This is a genomic window from Bacillus sp. N1(2025), assembly GCF_053470005.1.
Genome location: NZ_JBLTJB010000008.1, coordinates 1 through 21149, shown reverse-complemented (window position 1 = coordinate 21149; position 21149 = coordinate 1). Strand labels below are relative to the sequence as shown.

General features: G+C 47.2%; 18 protein-coding genes. 13 read left to right on the top strand and 5 right to left on the bottom strand.

What is annotated here, in order from left to right:
- Positions 1-72: 72 nt before the first annotated feature.
- The 12 genes from ACNFN4_RS16480 (at position 73) to ACNFN4_RS16425 (ending at position 13631) form a co-directional block, all read left to right on the top strand.
- A complete protein-coding gene (locus tag ACNFN4_RS16480; RefSeq protein ID WP_014416775.1) occupies positions 73-525 on the top strand; it encodes a DUF523 domain-containing protein in 453 nt (150 codons plus the stop codon).
- An 18-nt stretch (positions 526-543) separates the two neighbouring features.
- Positions 544-1020: a GNAT family N-acetyltransferase gene (locus tag ACNFN4_RS16475; protein ID WP_007408015.1), complete on the top strand. Its 477-nt coding sequence runs from the start codon at positions 544-546 to the stop codon at positions 1018-1020.
- 99 nt (positions 1021-1119) lie between these two features.
- Positions 1120-2049 (top strand): N-acetylmuramic acid 6-phosphate etherase, encoded by a 930-nt coding sequence (gene murQ, locus ACNFN4_RS16470; protein ID WP_061861787.1) that lies wholly within the window; start codon positions 1120-1122, stop codon positions 2047-2049.
- A gap of 127 nt (positions 2050-2176) precedes the next feature.
- Positions 2177-3544 (top strand): PTS transporter subunit EIIC, encoded by a 1368-nt coding sequence (locus ACNFN4_RS16465; protein WP_448200319.1) that lies wholly within the window; start codon positions 2177-2179, stop codon positions 3542-3544.
- Positions 3545-3562: 18 nt separating this feature from the next.
- Positions 3563-4846, top strand: a complete 1284-nt coding sequence (pbp4b, locus tag ACNFN4_RS16460; RefSeq protein WP_448200318.1) for a penicillin binding protein PBP4B — start codon at positions 3563-3565, stop codon at positions 4844-4846.
- Between the two features lie 46 nt (positions 4847-4892).
- Complete coding sequence (locus ACNFN4_RS16455) at positions 4893-6806, top strand: glycoside hydrolase family 3 N-terminal domain-containing protein (protein ID WP_448200317.1); 1914 nt, start codon at positions 4893-4895, stop codon at positions 6804-6806.
- A gap of 15 nt (positions 6807-6821) precedes the next feature.
- A complete protein-coding gene (locus tag ACNFN4_RS16450; RefSeq protein WP_017419292.1) occupies positions 6822-8066 on the top strand; it encodes an exo-beta-N-acetylmuramidase NamZ family protein in 1245 nt (414 codons plus the stop codon).
- Positions 8067-8203: 137 nt separating this feature from the next.
- A complete protein-coding gene (gene btr / locus ACNFN4_RS16445; RefSeq protein ID WP_121984588.1) occupies positions 8204-9799 on the top strand; it encodes a bacillibactin transport transcriptional regulator Btr in 1596 nt (531 codons plus the stop codon).
- Between the two features lie 87 nt (positions 9800-9886).
- Complete coding sequence (locus ACNFN4_RS16440) at positions 9887-10843, top strand: ABC transporter substrate-binding protein (protein ID WP_003156778.1); 957 nt, start codon at positions 9887-9889, stop codon at positions 10841-10843.
- 19 nt (positions 10844-10862) lie between these two features.
- A complete protein-coding gene (locus ACNFN4_RS16435) occupies positions 10863-11870 on the top strand; it encodes a FecCD family ABC transporter permease (protein ID WP_007609051.1) in 1008 nt (335 codons plus the stop codon).
- Position 11871: 1 nt separating this feature from the next.
- Positions 11872-12882, top strand: coding sequence for an iron ABC transporter permease FeuC (gene feuC, locus ACNFN4_RS16430; RefSeq protein ID WP_038461736.1), 1011 nt, complete (start codon positions 11872-11874; stop codon positions 12880-12882).
- Positions 12879-13631, top strand: a complete 753-nt coding sequence (locus ACNFN4_RS16425; RefSeq protein ID WP_448200316.1) for an alpha/beta hydrolase — start codon at positions 12879-12881, stop codon at positions 13629-13631. Before feuC ends, ACNFN4_RS16425 begins: the two co-directional genes overlap by 4 nt.
- Here ACNFN4_RS16425 and ACNFN4_RS16420 read toward each other — a convergent pair.
- The 5 genes from ACNFN4_RS16420 to ACNFN4_RS16400 form a co-directional block, all read right to left on the bottom strand.
- Positions 13620-14561, bottom strand: coding sequence for a bile acid:sodium symporter family protein (locus ACNFN4_RS16420; RefSeq protein WP_088056555.1), 942 nt, complete (start codon positions 14559-14561; stop codon positions 13620-13622). The genes ACNFN4_RS16425 and ACNFN4_RS16420 overlap by 12 nt on opposite strands.
- 150 nt (positions 14562-14711) lie before the next feature.
- Positions 14712-16145, bottom strand: coding sequence for a SulP family inorganic anion transporter (locus ACNFN4_RS16415; protein WP_448200315.1), 1434 nt, complete (start codon positions 16143-16145; stop codon positions 14712-14714).
- Positions 16146-16376: 231 nt separating this feature from the next.
- On the bottom strand, positions 16377-17423 hold the full coding sequence (locus tag ACNFN4_RS16410; RefSeq protein ID WP_003156784.1) for a zinc-dependent alcohol dehydrogenase: 1047 nt from the start codon (positions 17421-17423) through the stop codon (positions 16377-16379).
- Complete coding sequence (locus ACNFN4_RS16405) at positions 17398-18348, bottom strand: inositol monophosphatase family protein (RefSeq protein WP_014416764.1); 951 nt, start codon at positions 18346-18348, stop codon at positions 17398-17400. Before ACNFN4_RS16405 ends, ACNFN4_RS16410 begins: the two co-directional genes overlap by 26 nt.
- Positions 18345-19613 (bottom strand): aspartate aminotransferase family protein, encoded by a 1269-nt coding sequence (locus ACNFN4_RS16400; RefSeq protein WP_007408029.1) that lies wholly within the window; start codon positions 19611-19613, stop codon positions 18345-18347. The genes ACNFN4_RS16405 and ACNFN4_RS16400 overlap by 4 nt, the downstream gene beginning before the upstream one ends.
- A gap of 229 nt (positions 19614-19842) precedes the next feature.
- On the opposite strand from ACNFN4_RS16400, the gene ACNFN4_RS16395 reads away from it, so the two are divergent.
- Entirely contained in the window at positions 19843-21054 is a 1212-nt protein-coding gene (locus tag ACNFN4_RS16395; RefSeq protein WP_448200314.1) for an MFS transporter, read from the top strand.
- Positions 21055-21149: the final 95 nt, after the last annotated feature.

Genomic DNA, 21149 nt, shown 5'->3' with positions numbered 1-21149 from the left:
TGAAAAACTCATCCCTCCTCTCTTATTTCATTTATGATGAAAGTATCAAAATATTGAAGGGAATGGACACAGATGATCTTAGTCAGCTCTTGTCTCGGCGGTATCGAATGCAGGTATAACGGCTCTCACGCCGCTTCGGAAAAAATCCGCAGACTCGTAGAAGAAAAGAAAGCTGTTATGGTCTGCCCCGAACTTTTGGGCGGCTTCACCACTCCCCGCGAACCGGCGGAAATCATCGGCGGCACGGGCGAAGACGTGCTGAACGGAACAGCAAAAATCGTAACGGCATCAGGCGAAGACGTTACGGCTTTATATATGGACGGCGCGGAAAAAACGTTAGCATACGCAAAAGAAATAGGCGCCGCAACGGTCATCCTTAAAGAAAACAGCCCGTCCTGCGGCAGCAGCTTTATCTATGACGGCACTTTCTCAGGAAAAAAAATACTCGGAGACGGCATCACTTCCGCTCTTTTAAAACGGGCAGGCTGCCGTGTTCTATCAGAAGATGAATTGGATCAATTATAAAAAAGGAGAGTAGATATCATGGATGTAGCCCTGTCCTTTTATAAACCGGAGCATGCAGACGGGCTTAACGGGTTTGTGCTGAGTGAAGAAGATAAAAAGTTCACAGCTCTGCCGATAGATGTCCTGCCGCAGGCTCTTGTCATCCGGGATCGCTACCCGACAGTCATTTTAAAAGAAGACCGCCCCGTCGGTTTTTTTATTTTACATACCTCAAAAGAAACCATTGCCCCGTATTCGAACAATGTGTCTGCCATTTTGCTGAGTGCGCTGTCCTTACATGCACCGCATCAGGGAAAAGGTTATGCCAAACAAGCGATGCTGCAGCTCCCCGCTTTTGTCGCAAATTACTTTCCTTGGTGTGATGAAATCGTGCTTGCAGTAAACCATCGCAATCATCGTGCAAAGAACCTGTACCGGTCTTCCGGTTTTATTGATAAAGGGCGGCGCAGGATCGGCCCGATCGGTGAACAGCACATTCTGCATCATTTTTTGTGAAAGCGCTTGATTATCCATCTCATCCCTGCCGATTTTTCTTGAAACATCTATTCAGAAGCCCATATACTTCAAGTATTAACGACTTGGGAGGGTACAATCATGACAGACCGGCTTAACATTCACAGATTGACCACAGAAACCAGAAATCCGCAGACCGCTTCAATCCATCAAGCAGACACGATGGAAATTCTCCGCATCATTAACGAAGAGGATTTCAAAGTGGCTGAAGCCGTTCAGCAGGTGCTGCCCGATATTCAGATTGCCGTTCAATTCGCCCATCAGTCCTTACGGCGAAACGGCAGGCTGATTTATGCGGGAGCGGGCACAAGCGGCAGGCTCGGTGTACTGGATGCGGTTGAATGCCCGCCTACATACAGCGTAAGTCCCGACACCGTCATCGGTCTGATGGCCGGAGGGGCAGACGCCTTTTTGCAAGCGGCTGAAGGTATAGAAGACAGCGAGGAAACCGGCGCTCTCGATCTCAAAACGATCGGACTTACCTCAGAAGACACCGTGATCGCCATCGCGGCAAGCGGGCGCACGCCGTATGCGGCCGGTGCGCTGAAATACGCAAAAACAATCGGCGCCAAAACTGTCGCGCTCACATGCAATAAACACTCATTGATCAGCACTTATGCCGATCACAGCATCGAAGTCGTCGTCGGCCCCGAAGTGATTACAGGGTCAACACGAATGAAAGCGGCGACGGCACATAAAATGATTCTGAACATGATTTCCACGGCCGTGATGATCAAAAGCGGCAAAGTGTACGAAAATTTAATGGTGGACGTTCATGTCAGCAACGAAAAATTGAAAGAACGCGCAATCGGCATTATCCAAAGCATCACGGGCGTTCCGTACGACAAGGCAAAAGAAACGCTTGAGGCCGCAGGCAGCCATGTCAAAACGGCAATCGTCATGCTGAAGACGAATTCGGACGAAACACACGCGAAGGCACTGCTCAAAGAATCAGACGGCTTCATTGACAAAGCCATTGAACAGCACGTTTCAAAAGAAAAAGAACGCTGATCGTTCTTTGGTGGAAATAATGTGCTTTTACGAGCCCGCGCCGTTTTCATAATCGGCGCAGGCGCTTTTAGGACGCGTTTCAGGCACAGCTCCCCGGGAAAAATCGCACGGACAAAGGAGGATCTCCATGAGCAAAGAGGCATTTTATCAATCACTGGCCAAAGATGTCCTGGACAATTGCGGCGGTTCATCGAATATTTCAGGCTTTACCCACTGTATGACACGCCTGAGGATTACACCTTTAGATCAGGACAAAACGGATATTGAAGCACTGAAACAGCTTGACGGGGTAATAGGCGTCGTCGAAGCCGAAACACTGCAGATCATTCTCGGCACGGGTGTCGTCAATCATGTCGCCGACGCTTTCGCAAAACTTATGTCATCCGGAAAAAACATTGATTTAAAAGAAGCCGCCTCACGGAAAAAAGCCGATCTCAACAGAAAAAACACCACACCCATCACACGGTTTCTGAGAAAAATATCAAGCATCTTCATCCCCCTTATTCCCGCACTCATTGCATCAGGTTTAATCACCGGTATTACGAAAGCCGTCATTCAGGCCGGCTGGCTCCCGAAAGAATCCCAAATCGCACTTATTTTAACGGTTATCGGTTCAGGCTTGTTCACTTACCTCGGCGTCCTTGTCGGCATCAATGCGGCGAAGGAATTCGGCGGGACACCCGCGATGGGCGGCCTTGCGGGCATATTGATCCTTAACCCTGAGATCGCCAATATCAGTTTGTTCGGAGAGAATCTGCTCCCGGGCAGGGGAGGATTAATCGGCGTTCTTTTCGCTGCGGTTTTTATCGCTTATACCGAACGGTTTATCAGAAAGTACGTCCATCAATCCATCGACATTATCGTCACGCCTACATTGTCTTTACTTATCACCGGGCTGGTGACATATGTCGTGTTTATCCCTGCAGGCGGTTTTATTTCTGATCTGATTACATCAGGTTTATTGTCACTGCTGAATGTCGGGGGAGTGCTCTCAGGGTTTGTACTGGGAGCCGCCTTCCTGCCGCTTGTCGTCACCGGCCTGCATCAAGGCTTGACCCCCGTACATTTGGAATTAATCCGATCAATCGGAGATGACCCGCTTCTTCCGATTCTCGCGATGGGAGGCGCGGGTCAAGTAGGGGCGGCCTTCGCCATCTTTATGAAAACAAAAAAAGCCTCATTGAAAAGAGCGATCGGCGGAGGACTTCCATCCGGTCTGCTCGGAATCGGAGAGCCGCTCATCTTCGGCGTCACGCTCCCGCTCGGCCGGCCGTTTTTGACGGCGTGTTTAGGGGCGGGAATCGGCGGCGCCTTTCAAGCCCATTTTCAGGTGGCTACTTTTTCAATCGGTGTCTCCGGCCTTCCGCTCTCGTTTCTCGTACAGCCGGCTCAAATCGTTTTGTATATCATCGGTCTCTTCATCTCTTACGCGGCGGGCTTTGTGTTTACTTATGCGTTCGGATTTAAGGATGACATGGCTGCTGAATTTGAATAAACCGGGAGGGATCAGAATATGAAAACACTGACAGCCGCCATACTCACAATGGTCATCAGCCTCTCTTTTCTGCCGCAGCACAAAGCCGAAGCCCAATCCAAATTATACGACGCAGCAAAGCTCAGAAAGGTTGATCAAATGATTGAAAAAGACATCGCAGCTGGATTCCCCGGAGCCGTCCTCGTCGTCGTAAAGGACGGACGGGTGATCAAAAAGAAAGCATACGGCTACAGCAAAAAATATGACGGGAACACCCTTTTGACCCGTCCGAAAAAAATGAAAACATCAACCATGTTTGATCTAGCTTCCAATACAAAAATGTACGCGGCCAATTTTGCATTACAGCGACTCGTCAGCCAGGGAAAGCTTGATGTGTATCAAAAAGTCTCGGCTTACCTTCCTGATTTCAAAGACAGAAAAGGCGATCCGATTCAAGAAAAAGACCGCATTCGCGTCATCGATGTGCTCCAGCACCAATCCGGTCTGCCGGCAAGCTTTTATTTCTATCAGCCGGACACCGCAGGCCCTTTGTATTCACAAGAACGGGATAAAACGATCCGTTTTCTCACCCAAATCCCGCTTGAATACAAACCGGGAACAAAACACGTATACAGCGATATCGGTTACATGCTTCTCGGCTGCATCATTGAAAACATAACCGGAAAAACCCTTGATGCCTATGCGGAACAAGAACTGTACAAACCGCTGAAACTGACGCACACACTGTTCAATCCGCTGCAAAAAGGCTTTAAAGAAAAAGCATTCGCAGCTACTGAACGTTTAGGCAACACACGTGACGGAGTCATCCATTTCCCTCACATCAGGACGTATACGCTGCAGGGGGAAGTTCACGATGAAAAAGCATTTTACTCCATGGGAGGGGTGTCCGGTCACGCCGGGCTGTTTTCCAGAGCTGATGATATGGCCGTCCTTCTTCAAGTCATGCTGAACGGCGGCAGTTATAAACACGTTTCTCTCTTCAATAAAAGAACGGCCGATTTGTTCACAACGGCGGCATCCTCTGATCCGACTTTTGCTCTCGGCTGGCGGAAAAACGGCAGCCCGGATATGAAGTGGATGTTCGGCCCTTATGCAAGCAGGCAGGCATACGGCCATACGGGATGGACCGGCACCGTCACGATTATTGATCCCGCTTATAAGCTGGGGATCGCACTTTTGACCAATAAAAAGCATTCCCCCGTCGTCAGTCCCGGTGAAAACCCGAATGTTTTTGAAGGGGATCATTTCCCGACCGGAAGCTACGGCAGCGTCATAAAAACGATTTATGAAGCCATTGAATGATAACCCATGTCTTTTGTCCAAACTATGACGGCAGGAGGGCACCATCATGAAACTTGTCATCTCAGCTGTATTACTGTTGTTCATTGTTTTCGGCACGCATCATGCATCGACAAAACCGGACATTCCGTCACAGGCGGAACAAGCGGTATCCCGTATGACATTAGATGAAAAATTAGGGCAGATGCTCATGCCTGATTTTCGCAATTGGCAAAAAAAGGGGCAGTCATCACCTGAGGCTCTTACCCAAATGAATGACGAAGTCGCAGGGCTTATTCAAAAGTACCGGTTCGGCGGCGTTATCTTATTTGCAGAAAATGTAAAAAACACTGAGCAAACGGTACGCCTGACAGATGCCTTTCAAAAGGCGAGCCCTGATATTCCGCTATTATTAAGCATTGATCAGGAGGGCGGCATCGTAACTAGACTTGGTGAAGGCACTCATTTCCCAGGCAATATGGCGCTCGGAGCCGCTAGAAAAACAGCCTACGCGTCCCAGACCGGCGCCATTATCGGGAAAGAACTGAAAGCACTGGGCATTAATACGAATTTCGCTCCCGTTCTCGATATCAATAATAATCCCGGAAACCCTGTCATCGGCGTCAGGTCGTTCAGTTCAGACCGAGATCTGACAGCTTCACTCGGCCTTGCCTCAATGAAGGCTCAGCAAAAGCAGGATGTCGCTGCCGCCGTCAAACATTTCCCGGGACACGGCGACACGGATGTCGACAGCCACTACGGCCTTCCGCTTGTCACCCACAATCAAGAAAGGCTGCGTCAGATTGAACTTTATCCGTTCCGGAAGGCCATTCAGGCCGGAGCTGATATGATCATGACAGCCCATGTGCAATTTCCCGCTTTTGACGATACAACCTATAAAAGCAAGCTGGACGGTTCAGACATCCTCGTACCCGCCACACTCTCGAAAAAAGTGATGACTCATCTTCTCCGTGAGGAAATGGGATTTAACGGCGTCATCGTTACGGATGCATTAAATATGAAAGCCATAGCCGATCATTTCGGCCAAGAAGAGGCGGTCGTCATGGCAGTAAAAGCAGGAGTCGATATTGCCCTGATGCCGGCCCAAGTGACATCGTTGCAAACGGAAAACCGCTTTGCCCGGGTTCATTCCGCTTTAAAAAAGGCGGTACAAAAAGGGGAAATTCCGCTTCAGCAAATTAACAAATCGGTGAAACGCATCATTTCCCTGAAAATAAAAAGAGGGATATATCCCGCACCGAAAGAGACAAATCTGAAAAAGAAGATTTCAAAAGCAAAGAAAACCGTCGGCAGCAAAAATCACCTGAAAGCTGAAAAACAAATCGCGGAAAGGTCCGTCACCGTCTTACAAAACAAAAACCGCACGCTCCCATTCAAACCGAAAAAGAACAGCCGCGTTCTCATTGCCGCTCCTTATGAAGATCAAACAGCGTCAATGGAACAAACCATTCGGCAGCTCATCAAGAAGAAAAAAATCCGGCCGGTAACCATCAGTAAAATGAACTTCGCCGAGCGCACTTTTCATGATGAGCACAAAAAGCTGGTATCCGACGCGGATTACGTGATTACAGGCTCCTATGTCGTGAAAAATGACCCTGTCGTAAACGACGGCGTGATTGATGATTCCGTCACAGATCCCGGCAAGTGGACGACTGCATTTCCGCGGGCCGTCATGAAAGCCGCACAATCGAACCAAAAACCCTTTGTGCTGATGAGCCTGCGTAATCCATATGACGCTGCGAACTTTGAAGAAGCTGAAGCCCTTATCGCAGTCTACGGCTTTAAAGGATATACAGATGGACAATTTCTCCAGCCAAACATTCCGGCAGGCATTGAAGCGATATTCGGACAGACAAAACCGCAAGGCAGGCTGCCCGCTGACATTCCTTCCGTCACTCATCCGGGAACGACACTCTATCCTTATGGTTTCGGTATCAATCTGAAGACCGGAAAACCGCTTTAAAAAGGAGGACTGATCATGAAAAAACAAACGGCTGCGCTTCTTGCCGGATTAGTCGTCATCAGTGCCATGACGGCAGTCTCGGCGGCTTCTGACAGAAACCTTCATACCGCCAAGAAACCAAGCATCCAAACAGGCATCGACCGCCTGCTGAAAGATTATAAACAGGAACTGAAGGGAAAAAGGGTCGGGCTGATCACCAACCCGACCGGTGTGAACAATTCATTGAAAAGCAGCGTTGACGTGCTGTATGAGGCACCAGACATCCAATTGACGGCATTATTCGGACCGGAGCACGGTGTCCGCGGCGATGCTCAGGCCGGAGACAAAGTCACATCCTATATAGACGAAAAAACAGGACTTCCCGTCTACAGCCTGTACGGGGAAACGAGGAAACCGACGCCTGACATGCTGAAAGATACAGATGTGCTGATTTTCGATATTCAGGATGTCGGAACGCGATACTACACCTATATTTATACAATGGCCTATGCCATGGAAGCGGCCAAAGAAAAAGGCATTCCTTTTTATGTATTGGACCGGCCGAATCCGCAAGGCGGACGAAATCCGGACGGTCCGGTTCTTGAACCGGATTACGCATCATTTGTCGGACTGTATCCGATCCCGCTGAAGCACGGCATGACGATCGGTGAGCTTGCTCTTTTATTCAATAAAGAGTTTCATATTGGCGCCGACCTCACCGTCGTAAAAATGAAGCGCTGGAAGCGGACGATGACGATTGAAGATACCGGCCTGCCGTTCGTCCTCCCTTCGCCTAATATCCCGACCCCGGACAGCATATTCGCATATTCGGCGACAGGACTAATCGAAGGCACAAACGTATCCGAAGGAAGGGGCACGACAAAGCCGTTTGAACTGATCGGCGCGCCTTATATGAAAAGCACCGAGCTCGAAGAACGCCTGAACAGTCTCAAGCTTCCGGGCGTCACCTTCAGAGCCGCATCATTTATCCCCAGCTTCTCCAAGCACCAGGGCAAGCTGTGCCACGGCGTACAAGTCTACGTAACAAACAGAAACACATTTGAAGCGGCAAAAACAGGGCTTTCCATTCTGAAAACCATGCATGACTTATATCCGAATGACTTTTCGTTCTTGCCGACAGGCTCTTTTGACAAGCTGATCGGTAATGGCTGGGTACGCAAAAAAATAGAAAAAGGCGCTTCCATTGAAGACATCACCGGCACATATCAACGCCGGCTGGACCAATTCAAAACTCTAAGAAAACAATACCTCATATACTGACAAAATTCGTGTTACACGTGTAACATTTTGACGCATTTCACATTTCCGCTTTTTATAGGAAAACATTCATTTATTTGGTACAATTTCATTGATAACAGTTATCATTTAAATGAATGTTTCCTAAAAGGTGGTTTCTCATGAAAAACACATTATTCTTTCAGCCCATTGATATCATCTCCGTAAAAAAAACAGCCGACCTTCTGTCAGAGCATCAGCTCACTGATTCCCCCGTATTGGTCTTTCATGTGAAAGGCGAGGGACAAATTGATATCGGAACAGACAGCTTTCCGCTGCAGAAGGAAACGCTCTACATCTGTCCTTGTGATGAGACATTCAATATTGCCCCTATATCGTCAGGCGGCATCCATTTGTATATCGTCAGACTCCGTGTTTTCTCCTATTCATCAGATGATGAAGCGATGCTTCCGGATAACGGGGAAGACATCTTCCACGGACTTCAGCAAATGAATATACAAACGGTTGATCATTTGACAAGCCGGCTTCAGTCACTTTCTGAAAACGTGCGATCGGCGGATGCATTGCAGAAAATGAAATATACAGCCGACTTTCAGCAGCTGATGTACGACCTTTATGCCGCAAAAGTATGCCATCAAAATAATACGAAAGCGGCGATCGAACAGACAAAACAATTCATACATGCTCAGTCCGACACAAAAATCACGCTCACCCAGCTCGCTCATATGGCGGGAATCAGTCCCAAGCATTACAGTGAAACCTTTAAAAAACTATACGGGCAGAGCGTAACTGAATATATCACAGACATCCGCATAACCAATGCGAAAAAACTGATGGCCAAGGCAAACTGCAAACTGCGGGAAATCGCTCATCAAATCGGCTACCAGGACGAATTTTATTTCAGCCGCATCTTTAAAAAACATACCGGCAGCTCACCTACAAGCTATATGAAAAAAAGGCGCATAAAAATGGCCGCGTACGGAAAAGAAACGATGGGACATCTGATTCCTCTGCATCACGTGCCTTACGCTGCGGCGCTGCACCCGAAATGGACGGCCTATTATTACAAACAATTCTCTTCCGATATTCCGGTTCACCTGAGTGCTTACCGTTATAATGCAAATTGGGAAGAGAACCTGCACACGCTGTCCCAAGCTGCTCCGGACATCATTTTCAGTCTTGATTCTGTCAGTGAAGAAGAAAAACAGCGCCTGAATGACATCACTGACGTTTTTTACCTTCCGGCTCAAGAGAATTGGAGAGACCAGTTTCTTCGCACAGCCGCATATTTGAATGAAGAGCAGGAAGCGCGGCACTGGCTTAAAGCTTATCAAAGTCTCGCCCATTCAGCGAAAGATGCTCTTAAACACGTGCGGCATCAGCGGTTCTTATTTGTCCGTGTATATAAAGAAAATATGTACATCGCCCATAACAACAGTATTGAGGATGTCTTCTTCGGTGATTTAGGCTTTGCCTCCGCAAAACCGGAATCTTTTGCTCCTGACGAAAAGATTTCCTTGGAAATGCTGGCGGATTGCCAAGCTGACTGCATCATGCTTTTCACTTGTAAAGAACCGGAAACGCTTCGTTATTTTCAGCGGATTCAGCAGACCGGGATATGGCAGAACCTTAGAGCCGTCAGCAATAAACGCGTGTTTCCCATTTCATCTGACCCGTGGATTGAATATTCTCCAAGCGGACATCAGCGGATGATCGAGCAAAGCATTTCCATTTTATCCGAAGATCGTCCATGGTAATGCCGGAAATTATCCATGGTCTTATCCCAATTCATTCTCTATAATTCCAATTGATAATAGTTATCAATTGAACAGGAGGAACAATAGATGAAGAAATTGGCATTCGCTTTCATGATTTTGCTTTTGGCTTTCACGGCCGCGGCTTGCGGAAGCTCAGAAACATCCGATACAGCAAGTAAAGGAAAGGACGCTTCTTCAGATAAAAAGAAAATCGAATATCTAGGAAAAACATATGAAGTCAAAGCGCCGACTGACAAAATCGCCATTACAGGCAGCGTAGAATCAATGGAAGACGCCAAATTGCTTGACGTTCATCCGGCAGGAGCAATTTCTTTCTCCGGCAAATTCCCGGAACTGTTTAAAGATATTACAGATAAATCCGTATCAACGGGAGAAAAAATGCAGCCGAACATGGAAAAAATTCTTGAGCTGCAGCCGGACGTCATTCTGGCATCAACCAAATTCCCGGAAAAAACGTTGAAAAAATTGAGCGGCACCGCTGAAACGATCCCTGTCTCTCATATCTCATCAAACTGGAAAGAAAACATGATGCTGCTCGCCCAGCTTACAGATAAAGAGAAAAAAGCGAAAAAAATCATCGCAGATTACGAACAGGACCTGAAAAAGACAAAAACAAAGATCAACAGCAAAGCGAAACAGTCAAACGCGCTGGTCATCAGAATCAGACAAGGCAATATTTATATTTATCCTGAACAAGTATATTTCAACTCCACGCTTTACGGTGATTTAGGCCTGAAGGCGCCGGACGAAGTCAAAGCGGCGAAAGCGCAGGAACTGATTTCTCTTGAAAAATTAAGCGAAATGAACCCTGACCATATCTTCGTACAATTCTCTGATGACGAAAACGCAGATAAGCCGGACGCTTTGAAAGACTTAGAGAAAAATCCGATCTGGAAGAGCCTGAAGGCAGTCAAAAAAGACCATGTATACGTCAATACGATTGACCCATTAGCCCAAGGCGGAACCGCATGGAGTAAAATCAGCTTCTTACAGGTTGCGGCTGACAAATTGACTCAAGACTAATAAAGAGTAGGTTTTTCACATGTATGCAAAACGGCGGACACACATTATTATCATTGCTTCACCGATTGCCATTGTTCTGTCACTGCTGCTTTCCGTTTTATACGGCGCAAAGCAGCTTGACTTCCATACCGTGTTCTCCGCATTGCTGCACTTTAATCCGGAGAATACCGACCATCAGATCATATGGCATTCAAGAATCCCGAGGGCTGCCGGCGCTATGTTTATCGGCGCCGCCCTTGCTGTTTCCGGAGCGCTCATGCAGGGAATCACACGGAACTATCTGGCCTCGCCTTCGATCATGGGTGTGTCGGACGGCTCCGCTTTTATCATCACCCTTTGCATGGTATTGCTCCCTCAATCGACATCCATTGAAATGATCATATACTCGTTTATCGGTTCCGCATTCGGCGCCGCTCTTGTTTTCGGGCTGGCCTCCATTCTTCCCGGCGGTTTTACCCCGGTGCAGCTTGCCATTATCGGAACGGTGACCAGTATGCTTCTCAGCAGTCTGTCGGCTGCGCTTTCGATTTATTTTCAAATTTCGCAGGATCTCAGTTTTTGGTACAGTGCGAGACTGCATCAAATGAACCCTGATTTTTTGAAACTGGCCGTCCCGTTTTTTGCGATCGGAATCATCACGGCCATGATTCTCAGCAAAAAGGTCACTGCCGTATCATTAGGAGACGACATTTCAAAAAGTCTGGGACAGCAGAAAAGAACCATCAAACTCATGGCGATGGCGGCCGTTGTCATATTGACCGGAAGCTCGGTGGCACTCGCCGGAAAAATTGCCTTTGTCGGTTTGGTCGTTCCGCACATCACACGTTTTCTCGTCGGATCGGACTACAGCAGGCTGATCCCATGCGCGTGCATCATCGGCGGCGTCTTCCTGACCCTTTGCGACCTTGCCAGCCGATTCATCAATTATCCGTTTGAGACGCCTATTGAAGTTGTCACTTCTATCATCGGTGTTCCTTTCTTTCTTTATTTGATTAAAAGAAAAGGAGGGGATCAGCGTGGTGCGTAAAATGGCCGGAATTTATATCATTCTGATTGCTCTCATATTGCTCGTAAGCTATTTCAGCATGACAAGCGGTTCTTTTTCCGCAAAGCCGGGTGAACTGCTCAGTACGCTTTTCCGCATCCATCCGAATCCGCAATATGACATTTTGCTGTTTCAGCTGAGGCTGCCGCGCATTGTCATGGCTGCTGCCATCGGGCTCGGATTGGGGATAGCCGGAGCCGTTATTCAGGCCATTACCAAAAACGGGCTTGCCGATCCCGGTATTCTGGGTATTAATGCAGGAGCCGGAGCGGGAATCGTCGCGTTTATGCTTCTGTTTCAGGGACAATCTGAAGCGACGGCACTTGCCTCTGCGATGGGTATGCCTGTCTTCGGCCTCATCGGAGGATTGATGGCGGCCGTGCTGATCTATATTTTCGCCTGGCACCGGGGGCATCTGGAATCGGGCAGAATTATTCTCGTCGGGATCGCCATGAATTCAGGATTCAGCGCGCTGTCTTTATTTCTTTCATTAAAAATGGACCCGCAGGATTATGAGATGGCGATGGTTTGGAAAAACGGCAGCATCTGGTCGGCAAACTGGATGACCATTACGGCGATCCTTCCGTGGCTGATCTTGTTCATTCCTCTTCTTATGGCGAAAACGTCATTGCTGGATACCATTCGTTTCGATGAGGACACGGTGAAAAGTCTCGGTGTTTCAACCAATAAAGAAAAAACGATTTTACTCATTGCCTGCATCGCTTTGATCAGCGCATGTGTAACCGCAGCGGGCAGCATGGCATTTGTCGGGCTGATCGCGCCCCATATTTCCCGCAGGCTCGCCGGGATTGAGCACAGATACTCATTACCGGTCAGCGGATTGGTCGGTATGCTCCTCGTCATATCCGCCGACTTTGCGGGCAAATTATTCTTTCAGCCTTCAGAAGTGCCGGCGGGAATTATTCTTGCGATTCTCGGCGTTCCTTATTTCTTTTTTCTTCTGTTTAAGCAAAAGAAGGGGCTGGATGCATGAGGGGCACACTTACAGCACACCGGATAAACGGAAAGGAATGCACTGTGTATCTTCCTCCCTCCTATTCGGTTCAAACAGGGGCTTTACCCTGTGTGTACGTACTGGACGGGGGTTCTTTGTTTTTAGAACAGATGGATAAGCTTGAATCCCAATTTGCGAACGGAACACTTCCCGAATTGATTTTTGCCGGCATCAAACCGGCTGACAGGCTCGATGAGTACACACCGTGGCCCGCGCCTTCCCTGAGCCCTGCATTTCATGATTTCGGCGGCAAAGGGAGGCTCTTTCTCGAGGAGCTGACAGATGCCATCATTCCAACTGTAGAAGATATGCATCACATTTCTGCACATCCGGAAACAAGAGGACTGATCGGCGCGTCATTAGGCGGACTGTTTTCGATATACGCGATGCTACAAAAGCCTGTAATATTCGGCAGAATCGGCTGTATTTCCGGTTCCTTCTGGTATGAAAAATCAGCAGATTATGTCCGCTCCGCATCTTTGCGTCCGGCACGGCGGCGTATCTATATGTCTGTAGGCAGCCGCGAAGCTGAGCATAAAAACAACATCCAAAACACCATGATCCGACAAAATAAAGACGTGCATGAAAGCCTGAGGCAAAAAAGCTTTTCTCAATCTCAGCTCTCTTTCACTGTTGAAGAAGGCGCCGTGCACCATCAAGAAGCATTCAAACGACAATTCAATGCAGCACTAAGCTGGCTGTACGGAAAAAACCGCTCACGTAGCTGAGCGGTTTTTTTCATACTTCATCACGACCGGCTTAAGTTCAAAGCGTCTCAGCAAATAGCCGAACAAAGCGGCAAGGATTTGCTGAAAGAGCATCCCGATGACGACCGGAACCGCCACTTGAGACGGAAAGAAAGACACGGCGAGAACGGCTCCGGCGCTGATATTGCGCATGCCCCCTGTATAAATCAGAGACACGATTTCATCCTGGCTCCGCTTCATCAGTCTTCCGATCAGCCAAGCCACGGCATAACCCGTCATGGCAATAAAAAATACCATGCCTGCGATGCCCGCAAATTTGATATCCACGTGCGTGACATACGGCGCGATTTCCGAACTGTTAATGGCAATGACAATCATCAGACAGATTTTTGAAAAAGGAGACAGCGACCGGCTTATCGCCTGAGTCCTTACCGGCGGGGAAAACTGGTTGACCATCATCCCTGCGATGGACGGAATCACCACCATCTCCGCCAGCCCTTTCATCATTCCCCACACATCCATCTGAACATTCGCCCCGGCCAGGACAGACAGGCTTAACGGTACGATAAAAGGAGAAAGCACGGTATCAACCAGGATAATAGACAGCGTCAATCCGACATTTCCCTTATACATCGCAGCCCAAATCAAACTCGTAATTCCGGTCGGAATCACCACACCCATAATCAGCCCCGTCACAGTTAAAGGGTCACCGCTGAAAATCAGATGGCCGCTTCCCCATGCAAAAACAGGCATGAAAATATGCAGAACAAACAATGCCATGATCATCGGGAGCGGCTTCTCGATACTGCGCTTCAGCGATTGAAAATTGGCACTCAGACTGCCCGTAAATGTAATAAATGCAAATATCCACGGCACAGCGCCGGCCATCCAGCTGATATGCTGAGATAACAGCACACCCGCCGCCACACTTGACGGAGTCAAAAGCGGCATGATTCTTCCCAACACTTGGTTCAACTTCTGAAGCCACATCATATGCAAGTCTCCTATATACGGTTTTCAAATCTCATTCATTATAACAATGCAAACCCACAAATTTAACCGAAAAAAAGCCCGGATATATTCATCCGGACTTCACAAATTCTATGCCATTTGTTTCATTAAATCTCGGCTTTTTTGATTCAATCCCTTTAATTCAGCCTCAATTCCGTATTCTTTACATTTGGCGACAATTTTCTCAAGAGCCGCCGCTCCCGAATCATCCCACACGTGGGCATCGGTCAAATCAATGACAATCCGCTTCACGTCTTCATCATAAACGATGGCATTCATCAGTTCAGACACGGAAGCAAAAAAGATTTGTCCCGTTACCTTATATGTTCTGACATCTTTCTGTTCGGAATGTGACACAATCTTCAGCTTAGAAATTTTAGCCGTAAAAAAGATCGCGCTTAGCAGCACACCCGCGAAGACACCCTTTGATAAATCATTTGTCAGGACGACCGTCACGACGGTAATAACCATAACGATCGAATCAGTAAGGGGCGCTTTCCGTAAACCTTTAATCGATGACCAGTCGAACGTGCCGATGGACACCATAACCATCACGGCCACCAGCGCAGCCATCGGAATTTTCATGACGATACCGCTTAATACGGCAATTAAAAACATTAAAAACGCGCCGGCCGTAAAAGCCGATAACCGGCCGCGTCCGCCGGCTTTCGTATTAATGACAGACTGGCCGATCATGGCGCATCCGGCCATGCCTCCGAAAAATCCGTTCACAATATTGGCGATGCCTTGTCCGCGGCTTTCTTTGTTCTTATCACTATCCGTATCCGTCATTTCATCAATGATCTGGGCTGTCAGCAATGACTCGAGCAATCCGACGAATGCAAGCGCCAGTGAATACGGGAAAATAATCCGCAATGTCTCAAACGTCCACGGAACATCCGGTATCAAGAAATGCGGAAGTGAACTTGTAATCCCGCCCATATCACCGACCGTGCGGACATCCGCATGGAAGACCACCGCCATGATCGTCATGACAATAATCGCCACCAGCGGAGACGGCACAGCCGTCGTAACCTTCGGCAATAGATATATGATAGCCAGTGATCCGGCAAGCATGGCGTACATGACCCATGAAGCTCCTTTGAACTGCGGCAGCTGCGCAGAAAAAATCAAGATCGCCAAAGCATTCACAAATCCGATCATGACCGAACGCGGAATAAATTTCATCAATTTCGCTATCTTACTGACACCAAGAATAAATTGAATAATACCTGTCAAAATGGTTGCCGCAAACAAATACTGCAGCCCGTAATCAGCCACCAATGTCACCATGACAACCGCCATTGAACCCGTAGCGGCTGAAATCATTCCCGGTCTGCCGCCGAAGATAGAAATAATAATCGCGATACAAAATGATGCATAAAGGCCGACCATCGGATCGACACCTGCAATAATTGAAAATCCGATCGCCTCAGGGATCAGAGCGAGAGCAACCAGAATACCGGCCAGAATGTCTTTACGTACATTCCCGAACCATTGCTGCTGTAACGTATAATCTTTCAAATGATAACGACTCCTTTTCACTGTAAATATCCGCACCCTATCAGTTGGAAACATTGATTTTCATCTGGGGAATATGAGGCAGGCTTACGGGGAAAAAGAGGACACGCTCAGAGTATAATGTCATTGAGGAAAGGAATTGTTAACAAAGAGTATCATATTAAACTTTAAAGAAATGTGCAAGACCGTATAAATAAGAAAAGAAAACGACTCTCACTGGAGCCGTTTCCGCTTTTATAAAAGTTCCGGATCAGACACAAGAATCGTTTTTATTGCGCTGATATCCTTTCTTTCTTTTGTCACCGGGTCGATGCCCATGAGATGATCAATGGCTTCTTCATAATTCTTCAGTTCCGTCTTTTCCGTAATAAAATCATAGAGCTGCGGAAGGTCGGACGCGCATGCTAACGCGGCCTCCATGATCTGGCGGGCTTCACCTGTGCCTACAATCGTCACGCCGTTTGACAGCAGCTGGTACGGCCTGACCGTCATTTCATACGTATCATCAAAGCCCATCGGCACGATTCTGCCTCCCTTTTCAATAAAAGGATAAGCCCAATCAAGCTGATTGCCGATCGCGTCAAAAATCACATCAAATTTTCTTCCTTGATTAATCCGTTTCACTTCATCCACGGTTAATGCTTCAGGGTGGTAGACATAATCCGATATCCGGCTCGCCGCCTCGCTTCGGAAACTGCCTATTTCAGTCGCAACCGTCAATCGCGCCAGTTTTTTCACCATCATTTGCACAAGCAATCCGATTGGTCCCGACCCCAAAACCAAGACCGAGTCCTCCGGCTGAATCGAAGCCTTGTCCACAACATTCAGCACACAAGAGAGAGGCTCAACCAATGTGGCCCGCTCCCATTCCATTGAATCCGGAATTCTGTACATGAACCTGTCTTCCCCCACGTAATATTCCGCAAACGTTCCGTGCGCCCCGATTCCGAGCTGCCAATCCTCGAAGGTTTCGCAATAACACGTCAGCCCTCTCCGGCAATAATGACATTTCCCGCAAAACTGCGTAGGATCTATCACGACGCGGTCTCCGACTTTTACATTTGTCACGTCCGGTCCGATTTCCACGACCGCTCCCACCGATTCATGCCCCATAATCATATGATGGGTTGCATTCATTTTTCCTTTCAGCACATTTAAGTCCGTTCCGCAGATACCGGTTCCGAAAATTTTCACTTTCACATCATTGGATTTCCGAATTTGAGGCTCGTCCACCTCTTGATATTCAAGCTTATCATTAGGAGTCCAGACCAACGCCTTCATATTTCTCTTCCTTTCTGCCCCAGCGGATTTGGTCTAACAATGTTTGATGAAGCTCCTTCGTTGATGCCGCAATACATGATTGCTGATTCTGATAACTTAAATCTGTCAGAAGCGTTTCGTCCAAAGACCGGCCGTATGCATCCGTAATGACCACTCCCGCCTTCTTCGCCAAAAAGACGCTTGCGGCAATATCATAAGGAAACAAATGCAGCACCTGCCCGTTCCCGACCTGCTGAAAATCTGAAAGCAGCTTCGGATCATCTTTCAGCAGACGATTGCCGATATCCACATAAGCATCCATCTGCCCCGTGATAATTCGCGAAATCGAATAAGAAGCGCTGTTGAAAACAAAAACCCCGCCATTATTGGCCGACTGGTCAATCAGATGGCCGTATGCGTCCGTCATCAGCTGCGCCGGATGCCCGTTAAATTCAAGGCTCCAAAACATATTTTTAATATCCCGCACTCCGCTCAAATTCGGCAATTCTCCATGATACCCTTCAAAATGAATCGCATCGCTGTATATATCACCGTACATATAAGCGCCTGATTTCAATTCAAGTAAAAAAGCAAATTCGATATCCTTAATCTTTGCGTTTGGCTTATACGAAGCAAGCGCAATCGAAATACACGACATTTCAAGCCCCGCGGCGGCCGGGCGCGTTCCGTCTATCGGATCTACAATTAAAATATATTGCGGATCTTCTCCAATCAGCTTCAGGCCGCCATCCTCCGTGTAAAAAGCAACCGGATGGCCCTTTTCTTGAATATAATCCAGCACCGCCTCCTCAGCAGCGGCGTCTATGTTAAATTGGGCGTCGCCTCCCGGAGAATAGCCGTTTACGAGCCGGTTTTTCAGCGTGCCTTTTTGATTTTTCACCTTTTGATAAACAAATTGTCCAAGCCCAATGATATAATCTCTCACTTGATTTCCTCCAATAGCTTGCGAAGTCTGTAGCAGAGCACTTCGGCTTCACTAAGTGTAATGGTTAAAGGCGGACGGATTTTAAATACATTTCCGAATCCGTAACGGGATGTCCGGAGAATCAGCCCGTAATCCATTGCCCGTTTAGCAATATAATTGGTCAGCTCCACATCCGGTTCATTGTTCTCTTTAACAATCTCCACACCGATCATAAGACCGACGCCTCTTACCTCAGAAATAAAAGCGAAATCCTCTTTCATTGTTTCTAAGCGATCCATAATATAATGACCGACCGTCGTTACATTTTCCAAAAATCCCGGGCGCTGCATAATATCTATGGTTTTACACGCGGCAGCGGCGGCCATCACATTTGAGCCGTACGTGAAGGAGTGCGTATACCCCGGAAGCCCGGTATACTTGTCCTCCGTCAGAGTGGCGGCGACTTGGAAGCCTGTGCCCCCGAGCCCTTTTGCTACCGTCATCATATTAGGTTTCACATCGAAGTGGTCCGCGGCAAACATTTTGCCCGTCCGTCCGAACCCGGTCTGAATTTCATCAAAAATCAGGGCGATATCATGTTCATCACAAAGCTTTCTCAGCTGTTTAAAATACTCTTTAGGCGGAACGACGTTTCCACCGTTTCCGGATATCGGTTCAATAATCATGGCGGCAATTTTTCCATTGCTCGCATACTCAATAAAATCATTAATTCTTTCTACGCACAGCATACCGCATGAATCAGGTTTCTGATTATAAAAACAGCGGCTGCAATACGGATCGGGGACTTGCAGGCCAAAAGAAATTTGCGGCGGGAAAGGTTCTTTTCTGAATGAGTTGCCGGACAAAGCGGAAGTCATATACGTTTGTCCGAGGTGGCTTCGAAATAAGGAGATGACATCGGTTTTTCCGGAGTAATACTGAGCCATTTTAATAGCTCCTTCATTTGCACCGGAACCGCTGCTGACTTTAGGGTGTACTTTTGTGAGATTATCGGGGGCGATTTCTACTAGTTTTTCTGCCAGTTTATTTACGGCGTCTGTTTGAAAGGATGATGTCACATGGATCAGCTTATCGGCTTGTTCTTTAACCGTATCAATGACTTCTTTGTTACCGTATCCTAAATTCAAGTTAAATGTGGCAGAAGCGCAATCAATGTACTCATTTCCCTCTTGATCGTACAGGTAAATCCCTTCTCCGCGCTCCATTACTACATCGTCAACACTGTAATACAAGCTGTCTGGATTCGTGATTTCCTTCGTTCCCACAAATACCACCCCTATGAAATTATTAGAATTTCGCTTTTTATCGTATAAATTATTGAAAATAATGTCAACGATCTTTCTTGTAAAAAATGTTAACAATTTGTTAACGTTACCATAAGGGATGTAAGAGAAAAAGTTATGTGATATAGTAACAATACTTGGATTTTTTGTAAAAAAATCATGGTCATACGAGTAGAGAGAAATATTATTTTACCAATAAGGAGATAAAATGATGAAAACTCGTCTGCTGTGGATAAGCTGTTTTTCTTATGGATCGATTGCTTTTACACTTGTTATTCTGGGAGCCGTACTGCCTGAGTTACTCACACATTATTCACAAAGCTACAGTAATGGCGGAGTATTGGTATTCTCTCAGTTCATGGGCTTTCTCATCGGTGTCATCGGAATGCCATACATGGTGAAAAAGCTTGGGCGCAAAAACGTCGTTATCTTTGGCCTGGCACTCATCAGCTGTGAAATGTTCATCACCTTCCTGCCGCCCTGGCCGCTGCTCTTTCTTCTCGTCAGCATCGCAGGGCTTGGCGCCGGACTGGTGGAATCCTGCGTAGGCACGATCATCCTCACCGCTATTAAAGAAAGACAGGCTGTGGCCATGAGCAAGATGGAAGTGGCCTACGGATTAGGTGCGCTTTTCATGCCTCTGCTCTCAGGCTTTCTTATCAACAACCACATGTGGACAATTGCTTTTTTAGTATTAGGGTTATCCAGTTTTGCACTTTTAATCGCATGGAAGCAGATGAGTTTCGGCAGTATTGATCAGCTTCTCATCCGCAAAGAGGTCTCTTCTGCTGACACTCAAAAAGAAAGCACCGGTTATCGGTCACACGGATTGCTGTTTATTGCCTTGGCGGGTGCTTACTTCTTCTTTTACGGCGGCAGTGAAGTTTCAATTGTCCATTTTATCCCCTCCATTTTCGCTGAGAAATGGGATATCCCCAACTCTTTGGCAACGATAACAGTTACAGTGTATTGGACGGGTATGATCATCGGAAGGTTATTAACAGGTCCGGTATCAGAAAAGCTGACATATCACCGTTATCTTCGTCTCATAAGCATTGGCGGTCTGGCAGCACTTACCGTATTAGCATTAAGTAAAAACGTATGGTTCGGTTTTGCCCTTTGCTTCTTTTTAGGACTGTTCATGGCAGGCATGTTTGCAATAGCCCTAATCATCACGAATCATTTTTATCCAGGAAAGACAGAAACAACTACCAGTATTCTGCTCGCTTCAAACGGATTTGGAGGTTCACTCCTTCCGATCGCCGTCGGCTGGAGCTTAGATGAATATCCCGCACAAACTGCATTCTGGCTGTTTACTGCACTGATGCTCCTTATGCTGCTGATTGTGTTCAGTTTAAGAATGCTCGAGACAATAAAATCAAACAATCTTCAACATCACAACAGCAAAGCAAAATCAATGTAAACAAAAAAGCTAATGCCTTTGAAAGGCATTAGCTTTATATATCTATGTGATCTTCCATATAAAAAACCCAGTTCATCATGAACTGGGTTAAGTTA

Excerpts from the sequence above, each read along its gene's own strand:
- pbp4b (WP_448200318.1), top strand. The coding sequence starts at position 3,563 with ATGAAAACACTGACAGCCGCCATACTCACAATGGTCATCAGCCTCTCT.
- feuC (WP_038461736.1), top strand. The coding sequence starts at position 11,872 with ATGGCCGGAATTTATATCATTCTGATTGCTCTCATATTGCTCGTAAGC.
- ACNFN4_RS16440 (WP_003156778.1), top strand. The coding sequence starts at position 9,887 with ATGAAGAAATTGGCATTCGCTTTCATGATTTTGCTTTTGGCTTTCACG.
- ACNFN4_RS16425 (WP_448200316.1), top strand. The coding sequence starts at position 12,879 with ATGAGGGGCACACTTACAGCACACCGGATAAACGGAAAGGAATGCACT.
- ACNFN4_RS16465 (WP_448200319.1), top strand. The coding sequence starts at position 2,177 with ATGAGCAAAGAGGCATTTTATCAATCACTGGCCAAAGATGTCCTGGAC.
- ACNFN4_RS16410 (WP_003156784.1), bottom strand. The coding sequence starts at position 17,423 with ATGAAGGCGTTGGTCTGGACTCCTAATGATAAGCTTGAATATCAAGAG.
- ACNFN4_RS16395 (WP_448200314.1), top strand. The coding sequence starts at position 19,843 with ATGAAAACTCGTCTGCTGTGGATAAGCTGTTTTTCTTATGGATCGATT.
- ACNFN4_RS16475 (WP_007408015.1), top strand. The coding sequence starts at position 544 with ATGGATGTAGCCCTGTCCTTTTATAAACCGGAGCATGCAGACGGGCTT.
- ACNFN4_RS16450 (WP_017419292.1), top strand. The coding sequence starts at position 6,822 with ATGAAAAAACAAACGGCTGCGCTTCTTGCCGGATTAGTCGTCATCAGT.
- ACNFN4_RS16455 (WP_448200317.1), top strand. The coding sequence starts at position 4,893 with ATGAAACTTGTCATCTCAGCTGTATTACTGTTGTTCATTGTTTTCGGC.
- ACNFN4_RS16420 (WP_088056555.1), bottom strand. The coding sequence starts at position 14,561 with ATGCCGCTTTTGACTCCGTCAAGTGTGGCGGCGGGTGTGCTGTTATCT.
- ACNFN4_RS16480 (WP_014416775.1), top strand. The coding sequence starts at position 73 with ATGATCTTAGTCAGCTCTTGTCTCGGCGGTATCGAATGCAGGTATAAC.
- murQ (WP_061861787.1), top strand. The coding sequence starts at position 1,120 with ATGACAGACCGGCTTAACATTCACAGATTGACCACAGAAACCAGAAAT.
- btr (WP_121984588.1), top strand. The coding sequence starts at position 8,204 with ATGAAAAACACATTATTCTTTCAGCCCATTGATATCATCTCCGTAAAA.
- ACNFN4_RS16435 (WP_007609051.1), top strand. The coding sequence starts at position 10,863 with ATGTATGCAAAACGGCGGACACACATTATTATCATTGCTTCACCGATT.